This window comes from Pseudomonas sp. MF6747 (genome assembly GCF_963890955.1).
GTDB lineage: Bacteria > Pseudomonadota > Gammaproteobacteria > Pseudomonadales > Pseudomonadaceae > Aquipseudomonas.
Window position 1 is genome coordinate 220,280 of sequence record NZ_CAWPSZ010000045.1, and the last position, 14,082, is coordinate 234,361.

A 14,082-nucleotide genomic window follows, 5' to 3' on the forward strand; every position below is an offset into this window, starting at 1 on the left:
GTTGCGAAGCAGCCCTTCAAACAAGGATGCGATGTGTCAGATACTCCGCAGCGGCTGAATATGGGGCTGCTGCGCAACCCAACGCGGGGCAAGCCCGCTCGCCACACGCTGTGTTTCAATCTGGGAATACGCCCATTAAAAATAGTCAATCGCGACGTTTGCCGGTGGCGAGGTCATGATCGACAACTTCGCTGACTAAGTCGCATTGAGGCACTCACATGAACCAACTTCTCGCCCTGCGCGCCTTTGTCCGTGTCGTCGATACCGGTTCGTTCAGCCGTGCGTCCGACCAGCTGGCGCTGCCACGCTCCACGGTCAGCAAGCTGATCACCGACCTTGAAAAACACCTGGGCCTCAAGTTGATACACCGCACCACCCGCGCCTTGGCGCCGACGTCCGAAGGGCTCGAATACTATGGCCATGCACGGCGGCTGGTGGCTGAGCTGGATGAAGTGGACAGCGCCGCGCGCGGGCAAATCCTCAAGCCCGGCGGGCATCTGCGCGTGGACGCACCGGCCTCGTTTGCCAATTGCCTGTTGATCCCGGCGCTGGTGGATTTTCATCGGCAGTACCCCGACATCACTATTGCCCTGGGGATCAGTGACCGTGCCGTGAACATCGTCGGGGAGGGCGTTGACTGCGTGATCCGTGCCGGCACGCTGGACGACATGGCAATGATCGGGCGCAAGGTGGCTGACCTTGAGTACCTCACCTGCGCGGCGCCCAGTTACGTTGCCCGCAGAGGGCTGCCGGCCTCGCCCGAGGACCTGCAGAACAACCACCTCAAAGCCGGTTATTTCTTCACCGGCTCGGGCAAACCGGAGCCGCTGATTTTCGAGAAGGGCGGGCAGCGTATCGAGGTCAACGGCTGCGCCTTCTCGACCAACGAAGGCAATGGCCTCAAGGAAATGCTGCTCGCCGGCCTTGGCGTCGGGCAGCATTTGACCTCCATCGTGCAGTACTACCTGGACACCGGCCAATTGGTCAGCGTATTGCCGGACTGGTCGCGCCCGCCCACGGCGCTGCACATTCTTTACCCGCCCAACCGTCACCAGAGCGCACGGCTCAAGGTTTTTACCGAATGGGTGATGCGTACGTTCGGTGTCAGGGAATAATCGCGGTCACACGAATCTCTACACGCATGGTCGGCAGACCCAGCGCCTGCACGCCGACCTGCGTCCAGATCGGCGCGTGGTCGGGCATGTAGCGCCGGTACTGCTTGACCATCGCCTCGTTGACCTCCGGTGGGAAGCCACCGACGTGGTAGGAGTTGACGTGAATCACGTGCGCCCACTGCGCGCCAGCGCTGGCCAGGGTGCGCTCCAGGTTATGAAAGGCCCGGGCGATTTCTTCGCCGAGGTCGGCAGGGATCTGGAAGTCATCATCCCAACCGCCCTGGCCGGAGGTTTCCACGCGGTTACCGACTTTGACCGCCTGGGAATAGTGCAGGTGTTCGCGCAGGTAATCGCCATAACCTGGGGTGACAAAAAACTCGGGCGTGCTCATGGTGTTTCCTCGGTTCAGTACTAGACAGGGCGAATGCTAGTGGACTGAATGCGCGAACAACATCCCGGTTTTTTGCCATGACTATCTATCGGTTTGCACAATCGGCTTGCGGTAAAGCCCTATCGCCAGGCCGCTGATGATGACCGTGATGAACACCAGGTGGGGCGTAGAAATGCGCTCGCCCAGTATCAGCATCGAACTGCCGATGCCGAATACCGGTATCAGCAACGACAGCGGCGCCACGGTCGAAACGGGGTAGGCCTTGAGCAACGAATTCCAGCCCCAGTAGGCAAAGTGCGTGGCCAAATAAACCTGAAACAGGATCGACATCACCGCGGTGAGGTCAAGGCTGGCGGGCACGTTCTCGAACGCGGTGCTGCCGTGCATCCACCAGGCCATCAGACACAACGGCACCGGCGGAAACAGGCTGGCCCACACCATGAACGAGAAAATTTCCTTCACCCCCGACGCTTTGATGATGATGTTGCCGATGCTCCACGCCAACGCGCTGAGCACGATCAGCAGCACGCCGAGCACCGCATGCTCGCCGTCTTGGGTGCAGATGATCCCCGTCAGGCCAATCAGGGCGAGCAAAGCGCCGACCCACTGCGCACGGCGAATGTGTTCCTTGAACAACAGATAGCCCCAGCCCAGCGTGAAAAACACGCTGAGCTGAATGATCAGCGAGGCGATTCCAGGGCTGACGCCTGCCTGGATGCCATAGTTGATCACGCCCCACATGCCCAGCCCGAAGATAACGCCATAGGCCGCCACATAGCCGAACTTGACGGCGGGGCGCTTGATGAAGAACACCAGCGGCAAGGCGGCGAGGGCAAAGCGGATGCCGGTCAGCACAAACGGGTCGATTGAGCGCAAGCCCAACTGGGTAATGGGGAAGTTCAAGCCCCACACCAGGGTGACGAGCAGGGCGAGGGCGAGGTGTTGCTTGTGCATGAGCGGGCCTTTGAATGGGTTGATCCGGGCCATCATGCTAGGGCGGGGCCGTATGGCCCGCTTGCTATGTCAGGTCATAATTTGACACTATCGGGCCATGATCCCGACATTCGAAGCCACTGACCCTGAAGCCGTCGTCACGCTGCGCGACTATGCGTGCGGCACTGTCTTCGAGCGGCATACCCATGCACGCGGGCAATTCGCCTACGCCTCTACCGGCGCGTTGAGAATGTTCACCGACCTCGGCAATTGGGTGGTGCCGCCGCAGCGGGCGATCTGGGTGCCGGGCGGTGTGCCCCATGAAATGCACATGCGCGGCGACGTGGTGATGCTCAATACCTACCTCGATGACCAGGCTGCCAAACGGGCAGGGCTGCGGGATCGTTGCCAGGTATTCGAGGTGTCGCCATTGCTCAGGCATCTGTTGGAAGCGGCACTGGCGATCGCGCCGTCGGCAGCGATTACGGTCCGTCAGCAGTGCATATTGACGCTGTTGATCGATGAAATAAGCGCCATGCCCGAAGTGCCCCTCAGCGCGCCGTTGCCTGCCGAGCCACGTCTGGCCCAGGCTTGCCGGCGTTTTCTGCAGGCCCCTGCGCAGACCATCTCCCTGGATGAGATGGCCCTGTGGTCGAACATGAGCCGACGCACCTTCACTCGCCATTTCCACGAAGGCACCGGCATGACGTTTGTGGCCTGGCGTCAGCAGGTCTGCCTGCTTGAAGCCACTGCGCGGCTCAGTCATGGCGCCTCCATTACCGAGGTGGCGTTGGGGTTGGGTTTCAGCAGTTCCAGCGCCTTTACCGCGGTGTTCCGCCGAAACCTGGGAGACGCGCCCGCGCGCTACCTGGCCAAATCCAGGGCAGCGTCTGCGTTCTGAAAACGGCACACGTCGGTCAGGATTCACCTTCACCAAGGTCATGCTTTGTTACTATCGCCGTCCATCGTCACCAGGAGTCACCGGCCCATGCAACACCAGTGGGATGAAATGCACCGCACCCGCAAGCCCACGTTTGTACTGTGCGGCGAGCCTCAGGGGGATGTGCTCAATCTCTACGTTCACGGTTATTCGGCCTTCTTCAACCGCCAGCAACTGGGCAATTTCAAACAGCAGCTGGCGAGCATCGAAGGCTCGACCAACCTGATGCTGTTCTGGCCGGCGGGGCATTTTCTCGAAAACCTGTTTGCGCCCTTCAAGGATGTGATCACCTCGATGCTTGGCGGCGGCGGCCTGGGCGCCGCAACGGTGGGCGTGGGCAAGGCGATTGCCTATTTCCTCGACCATTACAAAAGTGTCGAGGCGCGCGTCGATGAAGTGGCCAAGACCCTGTTGCCTGAACTGGCCAGTTACCTGCACGCCGAGTCGCTGGAGGTACGGCGCATCAACCTCATCGGGCATTCGCTGGGCGCGCGCATTCTGGTCAAGAGCGTGCTGGCCAGCCCCGAGGTGGCTCGCGAACTGCCGCTGAATAACCTGTTGCTGATGGGCGGGGCGATCTGTACGTCGAGCCCGTGGGATGAAGTGTCGGCGCCGCTCAAGGGCCGTGTGATCAACTGCCACTCCAGCAAAGACTGGGCGCTGGCCATGAAACCGGACACCGAACGTTGCATTGGGCGTTATGCAATTGATGTCACGCCGGCGCTCAAGGCCAAGGTCACCAATGTGCACCTGGCGACGTTCGACCATGCCGCCTACTGGCCGCAGCTGAAAACGGTGGTGCAATACACCGACCTGTTGCAGGAACGGCGCGGCATGATCCGCGCCGATCAGCGCAGCACTGAAGTGCGCTTTGCCGAGGAGGACGTGGAGTTGTTCCCCGCGTTGGTGCAGGCGCGGCCGGACGAGTTGAAATTCCTGGCCGAATTGATGGCGCAAAAACGCAGTGCATCGATCGATGCCGGCGTGCGCGAACCGCTGAAACTGGCCATCGAGTTGCAGCGCATGGGCGGTGACAGCTTTATGAACCTGGCCCGTGGCCATGGCGTGAGTTATCGCCAGATCGCCGAAGATGTGGCGCAGCGCCTGGGGATCAAGTTTGACCAAGCGCTGGAAACCGTCGCGCTGGCGGACATCGAGGCCCAGGTCGCAGAGAAACTGATCGAGCAATACAAGGACAAGCTCAGCCGTGCGGACCGTCAAGCCTTCGACGCGGAACTCAAGGCGGCCGCGCAAAAAGAGCAGGGCTTGTTCAACCGCTTCGATGTAGGCCGCTCGGCCACCACGGCCTTGAGTGGCACGGCGTTGGCGGGGTTGACCGGGTTTATCGTGCGCCGCGGTGCCGCCACGGCGATTCCGGTGGTGGGCCAGGCATTGGCCGCGGCGATGCTGCTGGTGACGGGAGTGCGGGCGTTTTCCGGCCCGGCGTACTCGATTACTACCTTATCGGTGTTGATGATCGGCATGATTCGCCAGCGCATGGAGCGCGAGGCGCTGAACCAGGAGATGGACCTGGTGGTGCAGGTCGTGGACACGTTCCACCTGCCGCGGGAGACGGTGATGCGCACGGTCGTGTCGGACTGATAAGCTGCGGCTCTGACTTGTATGTTTGCCTGGGATACCGCGTGAAATTCAGCCTGCCGAAAATCGCTACTGCCCCATTCTGCCCGCCGGAAGTGGCCGGCTCCGTCATCGTTGACCCCAAGGCTTCGTTTTTCAAACGGGCGCTGATGTTCGCCGGCCCCGGCCTGCTGATTTCGATTGGCTACATGGACCCCGGCAACTGGGCCACGGCCATCGAGGCCGGCTCGCGCTACGGGTACAACCTGTTATTCGTGGTGCTGCTGGCCAGCCTGGCAGGCATGGCTGTGCAATGCCTGTGTTCACGGCTGGGCATCGCCACCGGCAAAGACCTGGCGCAACTGTGCCGTGAGCGCTACAGCAAACGTTCGGCGCGCACGCAGTGGGTGCTGGCGGAAATTTCGATCATCGCCACCGACCTTGCCGAAGTGCTCGGCTGCGCCCTGGCGTTTCACCTGTTGCTGGGCGTGTCGCTGACCACCGGCATCGTCATTACCGCATTCGACACGCTGTTGATCCTGGCCTTGCAAAACCGGGGTTTCCGCCGACTGGAAGCGATCATGCTGGCGCTGGTCGCGACCATCGGCGTGTGCTTCTTTATCGAACTGGTGCTGATCAAACCCTACTGGCCGGACGTGTTGAGTGGCTTCGCCCCGTCACTGTCGGCCATCAGCGACGCTGCGCCGTTGTACCTGGCCATCGGGATCCTGGGTGCCACGGTAATGCCGCATAACCTTTACCTGCACAGCTCCATCGTGCAAACCCGGCTGATCGGCAAAGACCTCGCCAGCAAACAGGACGCGGTCAAACTGGCGCGTATCGACACCATCGGCTCACTGGCCCTGGCTTTGCTGGTCAACGCGGCAATCCTGGTGCTGGCCGCCGCTGCGTTCTACAAGACTGGCCACACCGACGTGGTCGAGATTCAGGATGCTTACCACCTGCTCGACCCACTGGTGGGCGGGGCTTTTGCCAGTGTCCTGTTTGGTATCGCGTTGCTCGCCTCCGGGCAAAGTTCGACCTTCACCGGCACGATTGCCGGGCAGGTGATCATGGAGGGTTACCTCAACCTGCGCATTCCCTGCTGGCAGCGCCGCCTGATCACCCGAGGCCTGGCACTGATCCCGGCGTTTTTGGGGGTGTGGCTGATGGGCGACGATGCCATTGGCAAGTTGCTGATTCTGAGCCAGGTGGTCCTCAGCCTGCAGTTGCCGTTCGCGCTGTACCCACTGATCCGCATGACGGGTGACAAGCAATTGATGGGGCCGTTTGTGAACCGCCTGCCCACGCGGCTGTTGGCGTGGTTTCTGTTTGCCGTGATCAGCGGGGCGAACGCGTGGTTGATTGGGCAGTGGTTGTTTTGAGTCACCGGTCCCAATACGGCACCGCGCCAAAACACTCGACAAAATAATCAATCACCGTGCGCACCTTCAATGACAGCCGGCGGCTGCCGGGCCATAACGCGGCAATCTGCTGCGGCTCAAGCGTCGTCGCCACGTCGTATTCGGTCAGCACCGCCTGCAAGGTGCCGGCGCGCAAGCCTTCGCCGATCAGCCAGGACGGAAACACCACCAGCCCCAGGCCTTGTTCGGCAGCGTGGGTGAGGGTGTCGGCGTGGTTGCCGGTGATCGGGCCTTTGACGCTGTAGGGCGTCCAATCGCCCTGGTCGCGGCGGAAAAACCAGCGTTGCTGGCCGGTGATGCCCTTGTAGGCCAGGCACTGATGGTTGACCAGCTCGTCGGGGTGGCGCGGTGTGCCATGCCGGGCCAGGTAGGCAGGGCTGGCGGCGATGCGAAAGCGCTGCGGCGCGAAGATGCGGGCCTGCATGCCGGAATCGTTGAGCACGCCGATACGAAACAGCAAGTCGGTGCCGTCTTGCAATGGGTCGACGTAGGTGTCGGTTTGCTGGATATCCAGTTGCAACTTGGGATAGCGCCGGCACAGCTCGCCCAGCCACGGCGATAGATGACGCTGGCCGAACACCATCGGCGCGTTGATGCGTACCAGGCCGCTGGGTTCGCTTTCCTGTTCCTGCAACGCCTGGCCGGCTGTTTCCAGTTGCTCCAGCATCAAGCGCGCATGATGCCCGAGCAGGCGCCCGGCTTCGGTAGGGCTCACGGCGCGGGTGTGGCGGTACAACAACTGTTGGCCGAGTGCCTGCTCCATCAACTGGATCTGCCGAGAAATGGAGGAGGGCGCCAGGCTTTCCCGGCGCGCGACTTCAGAAAAGCTGCCGTGATCCAGCACTGCGACAAACAGGCGCAACGCCTTGAAACTCAATTCATTCAAGCCCTGCATCATGGCCTCCAAGCTGTGCGTTATGCGCAAAGGTGTTATCCGCATGCTCCCATTTATCGCACAGCACGGCCACCGGATAATGCGCGCCATGTCTACTTCTTGAAGCGCAGGTGATGTATGCAGGCAAGTTCGATCGAGGGTGTGGCTCAGGCCACGCCGAAGAAAAACCTTCTACGGCTGTCGTTGTTGCCGTTGGTGATTTTGGCGGGCATGGGCCTGTCGGTGGAGGCCGGGTTGCTCGGGCCGCTGGGCGTACAGGTAGGCCACTTGTGGGCGACCTTGAGCATTTTCGGCGTGGGCACGGCGATCCTGTTTTTGCTGTTGCTGTTCAGCGGCCCGCAAAAAGGCCCGGCGCTGACCGACCTGCCACGCTGGCAGTTGATCGGCGGCTTCCTGGGGCCGATGTATGTGGTGGTGTTGACGTTGGCCACGCCGCATATCGGTATCGCCATGACCATGATCGCGATCCTCTCGGGCCAGGTGGGCAAGAGTGTGTTGATCGACCATTTCGGCTGGTTTGGCACGGCACCCAAGCGGGTCAATGGAGAGCGCTGGATTGCGTTGGCGCTGATTGTGGCGGCACTTGTTCTGATTGCACGAGGGTAAGGCGATGAATCTGATTCTGTTGTTGGTACTGGTGATTGCCGCCGGTGCGGTACTGAGTGTGCAAGCGGCCATTAACGGCCGCCTGGGCCAGGCAGTGGGCGTATTGCGCAGCAGCTTGCTGACCTTTGCGGTGGGCGCCATGACCACGGCGCTGTTGATTTTCTTTTTCGAGCCGGCCCAGGCCGTCAGCTTGCTCGAGGTGCCCAAGTGGCAACTGACCGGCGCGTTGTTCGGCGTGGTGTACATGATGGTGATGGTTGGCGCGGTGCCCATCGTCGGCACGGCGGTGGCAACGGTGGCGGTGATCGTCGGGCAGTTGGGCATGGGCATGCTGATCGACAACTTCGGCTGGCTGGGTAACCCGGCGATCGAACTGTCGGGCAGCCGTATCGTGGCGATGCTCTGTCTGGCGCTGGCGCTGGTGTTCATGTACCGCAGCAATACCCGTCAGGCCGATTAACGGGCTGAACCTTGCTGCGTTGCCGGGAGTCATTGCTTAAGGTGCTGCGTTCGCAGCACTTGGACGACCATGAAAAGGAGTCTGACCATGCCAGATAAAACCTGTGCTTGCCCACACTGCAAATGTGTACTGGGCGCCGACGCGGTAATGAAGGACGGTAAAGGCTATTGCTGCCAAGGCTGTGCCGAGCACCATGCCCATGGTGAGCCGTGTATGGCGCCAACGGGCTGTGAGTGCGCCAAGTCGGCTCACGGCTAAGCGTGTTGGCGGGAGGCCGGTGTTACCGGCCTCTTTTTAGTGGGGTTTGAGTTCGAACCTGACGCTGTGGTCGGCCAGGCGCTGACGGCCTTTGACCACCGCGCTGATCCGCCGTCCCTGGAGCGCAAACACCACGGTTTGCGCCGCGTGCAGATCATCCGGCAGCGGCTGGAACACCCGCAGCACGGTGCGCTCCGGTGTGCGCTGAACACTCACCTGGCACTCGGCATGCTTGGACATCGGTCCGAATAAAGTGTCCTGGGTGTAGTCGATGCGCGCCTTGCCATTGACCGGTTCTGATCCGTCCATTGTTAGAGCTCCCTACTCTCAAGGTGTAAGCAAGTGATCGTTGCGGGCAGCAAAAATTCACTCGGATTGTGGGGCGCCGGTCATTACCATGGCGGCTCACCCTTGATGATGTGTAGCCCATGGCCCTGGCCGCGCCCCCCGACCTCAGTGATCACGCCGTGCCCGTGCAACCCCTGGCGCGCACCTACCCGCGTGGGTTGTACGTCGAGCCCCACAGCCACGACTGGGGCCAGTTGCTCTACGCCATGAGCGGCGTGATGTGGGTCGAAACGCCTCGCGAAGCGCTGGTTGTGCCGCCCCAGCGCGCGGTGTGGCTGCCGCCGGGCGTGGAACATGGCATCCGCGTGGTCTCGGACCTGCAGATGCGCAATATCTACCTGCGCCCGGCCCTGGCGGCGACGCTGGACAGCCAGGTGCAGGTGATTGAAGTCGGCGGGCTGTTGCGCGAGCTGATCGTCACCTTGGTCGACCAGGGCGACAACGGCGATACGGCCTACTACGACGCCGTCGTCGGCCTGGCCCTGCTGGAATTGCAGCGGGCCCGTCGTTCGCAGATCCGCATCGCCATGCCGGTGGGCGCCGACCGTCGCTTGATCAACGCCTGCCAGGCGGTGATGGCGGCGCCGTCGCTGGAGGTCCCGTTCGAGCAACACGCCGAGGCCGCCGGTGCCAGCGTGCGCACCCTGGCGCGGCTGTTCCAGAACCACCTGGGCATGGGCTTTGCCGAATGGCGCCGCCAAGTGCAACTGGCCACGGCGGTGGCGGAGCTGATCCAGGGCCAGTCGGTGAGTGGCATTGCGCGGTCTCTGGGCTATTCGCCCAGCAGCTTCAGCGACATGTTCCGGCGTGAACTTGGCGTGGCGCCGTCGCACTACACAGGTTGAGGGTTTGGCCGAAATCCTGAAGCACTTGGCCGATGCTTCAGGCAGGCGCTCACTACACTGAGCGCATCAACCTACAAGGCGCCGTCCTCATGAACTACCTGCTTTCCCTCGCCATCGGCCTGTTTGTCGGCGTGATCTACGGCGCCTTGGACTTCCGCTCACCCGCGCCGCCCGCCATTGCCCTGGTGGGCCTGATGGGCATGTTGCTCGGCGAGAAACTCTGGCCCATGGGGCGCGAGTGGGTCAGCGGTTGGTTGTCCTGATTCCCTTTTTCCCTTCGATGGATATTGGCCATGAAAGCACTGCAATTTTCCGCCACCGGCGACCTCGCCGCCCTGAGTTTCGTTGACGTCGCCAAGCCGGTGCCGGCTGCCGGTGAAGTACTGGTGCAAATCAAGGCTGCCGGCCTGAACCCCAGCGACGTCAAGAACGTGCTCGGTCGTTTCCCATACACCACATTGCCGCGTATTCCCGGCCGGGATTTTGCCGGGGTTGTGGTCGAGGGGCCGCAGGCACTGGTCGGTCAAGAGGTGTGGGGCACCGGGCGCGACCTCGGCTTTTTCGCCGATGGCTCCCACGCTCAATACGTCACCGTGTCGGCCAAGGGTGTGGCGCATAAGCCAACGCATTTGAGTTTTGCCCAAGCTGCCAGCCTTGGCGTGCCCTATACCACCGCATGGGATGCGCTTGAGCGCAGCGGTGTGGTTAAAGGCACGCGGTTGTTGGTGATTGGTGCCAATGGCGCCGTCGGCAGCGCGGCCTTGGCGTTGGCGAAGATCCGGGGTGCGCAGGTGCTGGCGGCGGTGCGCAAGGCTGATCAGGTTGAGGTGCTGCAGGCTCAAGGGTTTGAGGCAATTACGCTGGGCAAGCCGGAAGAGTTGGGCGTGCAGGTTAATGCCGTGTTCAAGGGCGGCGCGGATGTGATTTTCGACACCACCGGTTTCTGGTTGCCGGCGTCTGTTGCTGGTTTGGCGCCGTTCGGCCGTATTGCAATCATCGCCGCACCGGTGGATGGGCATGTGCAACTGCCGGCTCTGGCGCTGTATCGCAAAGGCGGTTCGGTGGTGGGGATCAACTCGTTGCTCTACAACTGTGAGCAGTGCGCGGTGATGCTGGAGCAGTTCGGGCGTTTTTTTGATGAGGGGTCGTTGCCGTTGCCCACCGGCTTGCGCGAAGTGGCGTTGGCGGATGGCGTGCAGTGCTACGAAGAAGTGAACACGGGCAGTGCGGACAAGATCATCTTTGTGCCTTAACTCACTCGCCAATGTGGGAGCTGGCTTGCCTGGGATGGCATCACCTTGGTTTGGGTAGATTGAGTACATATCCGTTGCTGCGGTAACGGCCACTTAGGGTTCCGCTCTTACAGCGGGTCACTTTTGGCAAACGCCCCAAAAGTAACCAAAAGGTCTTGCCCCACCACTCGGTGCCTCGCCTAGGCTCGGCATGCCCTCACTCCGGCTTGAATCCGTGGGCCGCCGTGACGGGCCATCCATGGCCCAACACGGCTAACCCGGCGTCCTGCCGGGTTACCCACGGATTCAAGCCTGCGTTCGGCCAGCGTGGTTGACGGGGCCTGTCAGATCAAGATCAAAAGCAGATCAAGAGCAGAGCACGGCGGCCTGGTAGCCGACCTGAGTGGTTGAAGCAGAAGCAGGGCAACAGCACAGCAAAAACAGGGCAAAGGCAGAGCTGTTTTTCTGTGGGAGCTGGCTTGCCTGCGATGCAGACACTTCGGTACATCAGGCATAACCAGTTGATGCCTTCGCAGGCAAGCCAGCTCCCACATTGACCGAGTACACACATCTACCTGATGTACTGAGCTCAAAATGTGGGAGCGGGCTTGCTCGCGAATACGGTGTGTCAGTTACTAATTAGCTGACTGACACACCGCCATCGGGGGCAAGCCCCCTCCCACAATTCAACCGAGTTCAGCTTCCAAGAACAGGTCGGCTGTCAGGCCGCCTCGCTCTTGCTTTTGATCTAACCACTCAGGTCGGCTACTAGGCCGCCGTGCTCGGCTTTTGATCTTGATCTGCTTGTGATCTTGATCTTAGGCGCCCCGTTAAACCACGCTGGCCGAACGCAGGTTTTGGAGCGGGGGTAAACCGGCAGGACGCCGGTTTAGCCGCGCTGGGCCATGGATGGCCCATCGCGGCGGCCCCCGCTCCAAAGCCTGCGTGAGGGCACACCGAAGCGTGAGCGAGGTGCCGAGTGGTGGGGCAAGAGCCCTTTTGGTTACTTTTGGGGCTCTTTTCCAAAAGTGACCCGCTGTAAGAGCGGAACCCATATCCGCCATCACCCAAACAACGGATATGTACCCAGCGGCCTCCGCAACCCCCACAGAACTAAATTCGTAAAAAAGATGTGTAGAAACCTATGCCGCGATGGCGGTGAGTCAGCCCACAATTTTTACCTGATAGGCCGCCATCGCGGGCAAGCCCGCTCCCAAATTTTGATCTTCATTGGGCTTCAGGAGGCGCGCTCGATCAGACGTTTCCCACAAGGGTTTCAGGTTGTCGCTCGGAAGGGCGTTGACTAACCTCACTGCCGTCGCTGCCCATTCAGCGGCCGGATTTGACCGTCCGACCTTGTTAACGAAACGCTACGCCCTGTACCTATCTCAGGCGTTTTTTTTATGCCTGAGGTATGGTGTCGCGGCAGTTGTGCGCGGGATACCTTTGGGTATGCCGGGTTCGTTGACAACCGGTCGGTCAACCCGCGTACAGCTGCCACCTTAACTCGCTTGACCGCGAGCGTTGGCAGCTCCACTTGTCGACGGAGTTCCACCATGATCAAAGACAGCCCAAATCCCCCAGGCCAACCAGACTTCGATACCAGCACCCTGCACGAAGTGGCCTACCGCGCGATCAACCACTACCTCAACCCCGCAAAACCCATCCCCGAAGCTGCCGACGGGCTCTTCACCGTGCGCGCCGATCTGGGCACAGAAACCTTGCTGGTCAATGCTTCCCAGGATTTGGCGTCCATCAGCGAGATTGCTCACCATATGGCGTTTGAAATCGAAGGGTCGCAACGTAATGTCGCGCTGGGCATCTGCCGGATGCTGGAGGGGGTGCAGCTGTTGGTGGATAAGGCGCTGAATGTGGCCCATCCGACGGCATAAGGATTGTTAACACGGTCGAAAAAATGTGGGAGCTGGCTTGCCTGCGATGGCGACGCATCAGTCAACCACTCTCGGACTGACAGATCGCTATCGCGGGCAAGCCCGCTCCCACAGTTTGATTTGTATCAGGCTTCGGGGACGCCTTTTTCCCAGGCGGACCAGTTCTTGAGAATCGCCTGTACCAGCGGATTGCCCGTGCGATACAGGTTTTCCAACGCCGGCACAAACCCGCCTTGGTCGGCATATTTCAGCAGGTTGTCCACCTCGCTGTAGCCAGGGTACGGCCGGTCGAAATCGGACCCGGCACGCACCACGGCCAGGCGCTGGATATCCACCAACCCTTCGCGGCTGGCGCGCAGCAGGGCTTCATAGGTGGAGTTGTCTTCCTGCTGAGTGGTGCAGTACTCGCCTTTGTTGTCGGTGAGCAGCTTGGTCCAGACCTCGGCGCGCTCGCTCAGACGTGTACCGGAGAACCAGGTGTTGCCGGCCACGGTGTCACATTGGGTCACTTGCGGCGGCTGATTGGCCGGGGCCGCCGGGTAGTGTTTGCGCCAGGCGGTGGATTCCTTGCTTTCGCTCAACTCAACCTTGTGCGACAGGGCAAATGCCTTGGCTTGCAGCTTGGGGTTGAGCTCAAACACTTCGGTTTTGTAGTCCAGCGGCGGTTTCTCGTTCGGGCCTTTGGTGTTGATGCCGATGTATCCGGTCGGCCAGCCTTTAGGCGCATCGCGCGAGTCGATTTCCCACTGGGTGCCGAACTCCACCAGGTAATGCGCCCAGGCGGCGGTGCCGATGGTGCCGTGTTTGGGGCTGATGCCGGCAATCCCGGCAATCAGGAAATAGCTCTGGCGCAGGTCGAACTTGGGCGACAAGGCCAATGCCAGGGTGGAGGCGGCGGCGTTGGTTTGGCCCATGCCGGTGACCAGCAGGCACACGTCCTGGGTGTTGCAGCGGATCACCGGGTATTCGGCGGACAGGCCGGGCACGCGCACTTCCTGCTTGAGTTCCAGGCGATCGATCCAGGTTTGCGCCTCGGGGGCAAACATGGTGATCAGCATCACTTTAGGCTTGATCGGCGCGGTGTCCGCCAGCACCACATGGGGCAACACAGCCAGGCCGACGGCCAGCGAAAGACGGGTTAATGCGTTCATCTAATACTCCTTGA

The 14,082-nt window shown here is 61.2% G+C and carries 16 protein-coding genes; 11 read left to right on the top strand and 5 right to left on the bottom strand.

Annotated features, from left to right (window positions below):
* The first annotated feature begins 218 nt into the window (after positions 1 to 218).
* Positions 219 to 1,115: a LysR family transcriptional regulator gene (locus AACW30_RS24955; protein ID WP_179608494.1), complete on the top strand. Its 897-nt coding sequence runs from the start codon at positions 219 to 221 to the stop codon at positions 1,113 to 1,115.
* Here AACW30_RS24955 and AACW30_RS24960 read toward each other — a convergent pair.
* Positions 1,105 to 1,506 carry a RidA family protein gene (locus AACW30_RS24960; RefSeq protein WP_106579622.1) on the bottom strand — a complete coding sequence of 134 codons (402 nt, stop codon included), beginning with the start codon at positions 1,504 to 1,506 and terminating at the stop codon, positions 1,105 to 1,107. The genes AACW30_RS24955 and AACW30_RS24960 overlap by 11 nt on opposite strands.
* A gap of 81 nt (positions 1,507 to 1,587) precedes the next feature.
* Positions 1,588 to 2,460, bottom strand: a complete 873-nt coding sequence (locus AACW30_RS24965) for an EamA family transporter (protein ID WP_200623712.1) — start codon at positions 2,458 to 2,460, stop codon at positions 1,588 to 1,590.
* Positions 2,461 to 2,557: 97 nt separating this feature from the next.
* On the opposite strand from AACW30_RS24965, the gene AACW30_RS24970 reads away from it, so the two are divergent.
* The 3 genes from AACW30_RS24970 (at position 2,558) to AACW30_RS24980 (ending at position 6,342) form a co-directional block, all read left to right on the top strand.
* Positions 2,558 to 3,340 carry an AraC family transcriptional regulator gene (locus AACW30_RS24970; RefSeq protein WP_200623713.1) on the top strand — a complete coding sequence of 261 codons (783 nt, stop codon included), beginning with the start codon at positions 2,558 to 2,560 and terminating at the stop codon, positions 3,338 to 3,340.
* 87 nt (positions 3,341 to 3,427) lie between these two features.
* Positions 3,428 to 4,981 carry a DUF726 domain-containing protein gene (locus AACW30_RS24975; RefSeq protein WP_124417764.1) on the top strand — a complete coding sequence of 518 codons (1,554 nt, stop codon included), beginning with the start codon at positions 3,428 to 3,430 and terminating at the stop codon, positions 4,979 to 4,981.
* Positions 4,982 to 5,022: 41 nt separating this feature from the next.
* Positions 5,023 to 6,342 (top strand): Nramp family divalent metal transporter, encoded by a 1,320-nt coding sequence (locus AACW30_RS24980; protein ID WP_106579625.1) that lies wholly within the window; start codon positions 5,023 to 5,025, stop codon positions 6,340 to 6,342.
* A 1-nt stretch (position 6,343) separates the two neighbouring features.
* Here AACW30_RS24980 and AACW30_RS24985 read toward each other — a convergent pair whose 3' ends face one another.
* Positions 6,344 to 7,276 carry a LysR family transcriptional regulator gene (locus AACW30_RS24985; protein WP_124418885.1) on the bottom strand — a complete coding sequence of 311 codons (933 nt, stop codon included), beginning with the start codon at positions 7,274 to 7,276 and terminating at the stop codon, positions 6,344 to 6,346.
* Between the two features lie 117 nt (positions 7,277 to 7,393).
* Here AACW30_RS24985 and AACW30_RS24990 point away from each other — a divergent pair, with 117 nt between their 5' ends.
* From AACW30_RS24990 to AACW30_RS25000, 3 genes are all read left to right on the top strand, one after another.
* Positions 7,394 to 7,882: a DMT family transporter gene (locus AACW30_RS24990; RefSeq protein WP_200623714.1), complete on the top strand. Its 489-nt coding sequence runs from the start codon at positions 7,394 to 7,396 to the stop codon at positions 7,880 to 7,882.
* Between the two features lie 4 nt (positions 7,883 to 7,886).
* Positions 7,887 to 8,342, top strand: coding sequence for a DMT family transporter (locus tag AACW30_RS24995; protein WP_200623715.1), 456 nt, complete (start codon positions 7,887 to 7,889; stop codon positions 8,340 to 8,342).
* A gap of 87 nt (positions 8,343 to 8,429) precedes the next feature.
* Positions 8,430 to 8,600 (top strand): metallothionein, encoded by a 171-nt coding sequence (locus AACW30_RS25000; protein ID WP_106579629.1) that lies wholly within the window; start codon positions 8,430 to 8,432, stop codon positions 8,598 to 8,600.
* A gap of 36 nt (positions 8,601 to 8,636) precedes the next feature.
* Here the strand turns inward: AACW30_RS25000 and AACW30_RS25005 are convergent, their stop codons facing one another.
* Complete coding sequence (locus tag AACW30_RS25005; protein WP_179677237.1) at positions 8,637 to 8,909, bottom strand: hypothetical protein; 273 nt, start codon at positions 8,907 to 8,909, stop codon at positions 8,637 to 8,639.
* A 119-nt stretch (positions 8,910 to 9,028) separates the two neighbouring features.
* Between AACW30_RS25005 and AACW30_RS25010 the strand changes: the two genes are divergently transcribed.
* The 4 genes from AACW30_RS25010 (at position 9,029) to AACW30_RS25025 (ending at position 12,917) form a co-directional block, all read left to right on the top strand.
* Positions 9,029 to 9,793, top strand: a complete 765-nt coding sequence (locus AACW30_RS25010; protein ID WP_124417763.1) for an AraC family transcriptional regulator — start codon at positions 9,029 to 9,031, stop codon at positions 9,791 to 9,793.
* A gap of 89 nt (positions 9,794 to 9,882) precedes the next feature.
* Entirely contained in the window at positions 9,883 to 10,056 is a 174-nt protein-coding gene (locus tag AACW30_RS25015; RefSeq protein ID WP_106579632.1) for a DUF1427 family protein, read from the top strand.
* Positions 10,057 to 10,086: 30 nt separating this feature from the next.
* Positions 10,087 to 11,046, top strand: a complete 960-nt coding sequence (locus tag AACW30_RS25020; RefSeq protein ID WP_200623716.1) for a quinone oxidoreductase family protein — start codon at positions 10,087 to 10,089, stop codon at positions 11,044 to 11,046.
* A 1,535-nt stretch (positions 11,047 to 12,581) separates the two neighbouring features.
* Positions 12,582 to 12,917, top strand: a complete 336-nt coding sequence (locus tag AACW30_RS25025) for a DUF6124 family protein (RefSeq protein ID WP_119736030.1) — start codon at positions 12,582 to 12,584, stop codon at positions 12,915 to 12,917.
* Between the two features lie 125 nt (positions 12,918 to 13,042).
* On the opposite strand, the gene AACW30_RS25030 is transcribed toward AACW30_RS25025, so the two are convergent.
* Positions 13,043 to 14,068 carry a purine-nucleoside phosphorylase gene (locus tag AACW30_RS25030; RefSeq protein ID WP_106579635.1) on the bottom strand — a complete coding sequence of 342 codons (1,026 nt, stop codon included), beginning with the start codon at positions 14,066 to 14,068 and terminating at the stop codon, positions 13,043 to 13,045.
* Positions 14,069 to 14,082: the final 14 nt, after the last annotated feature.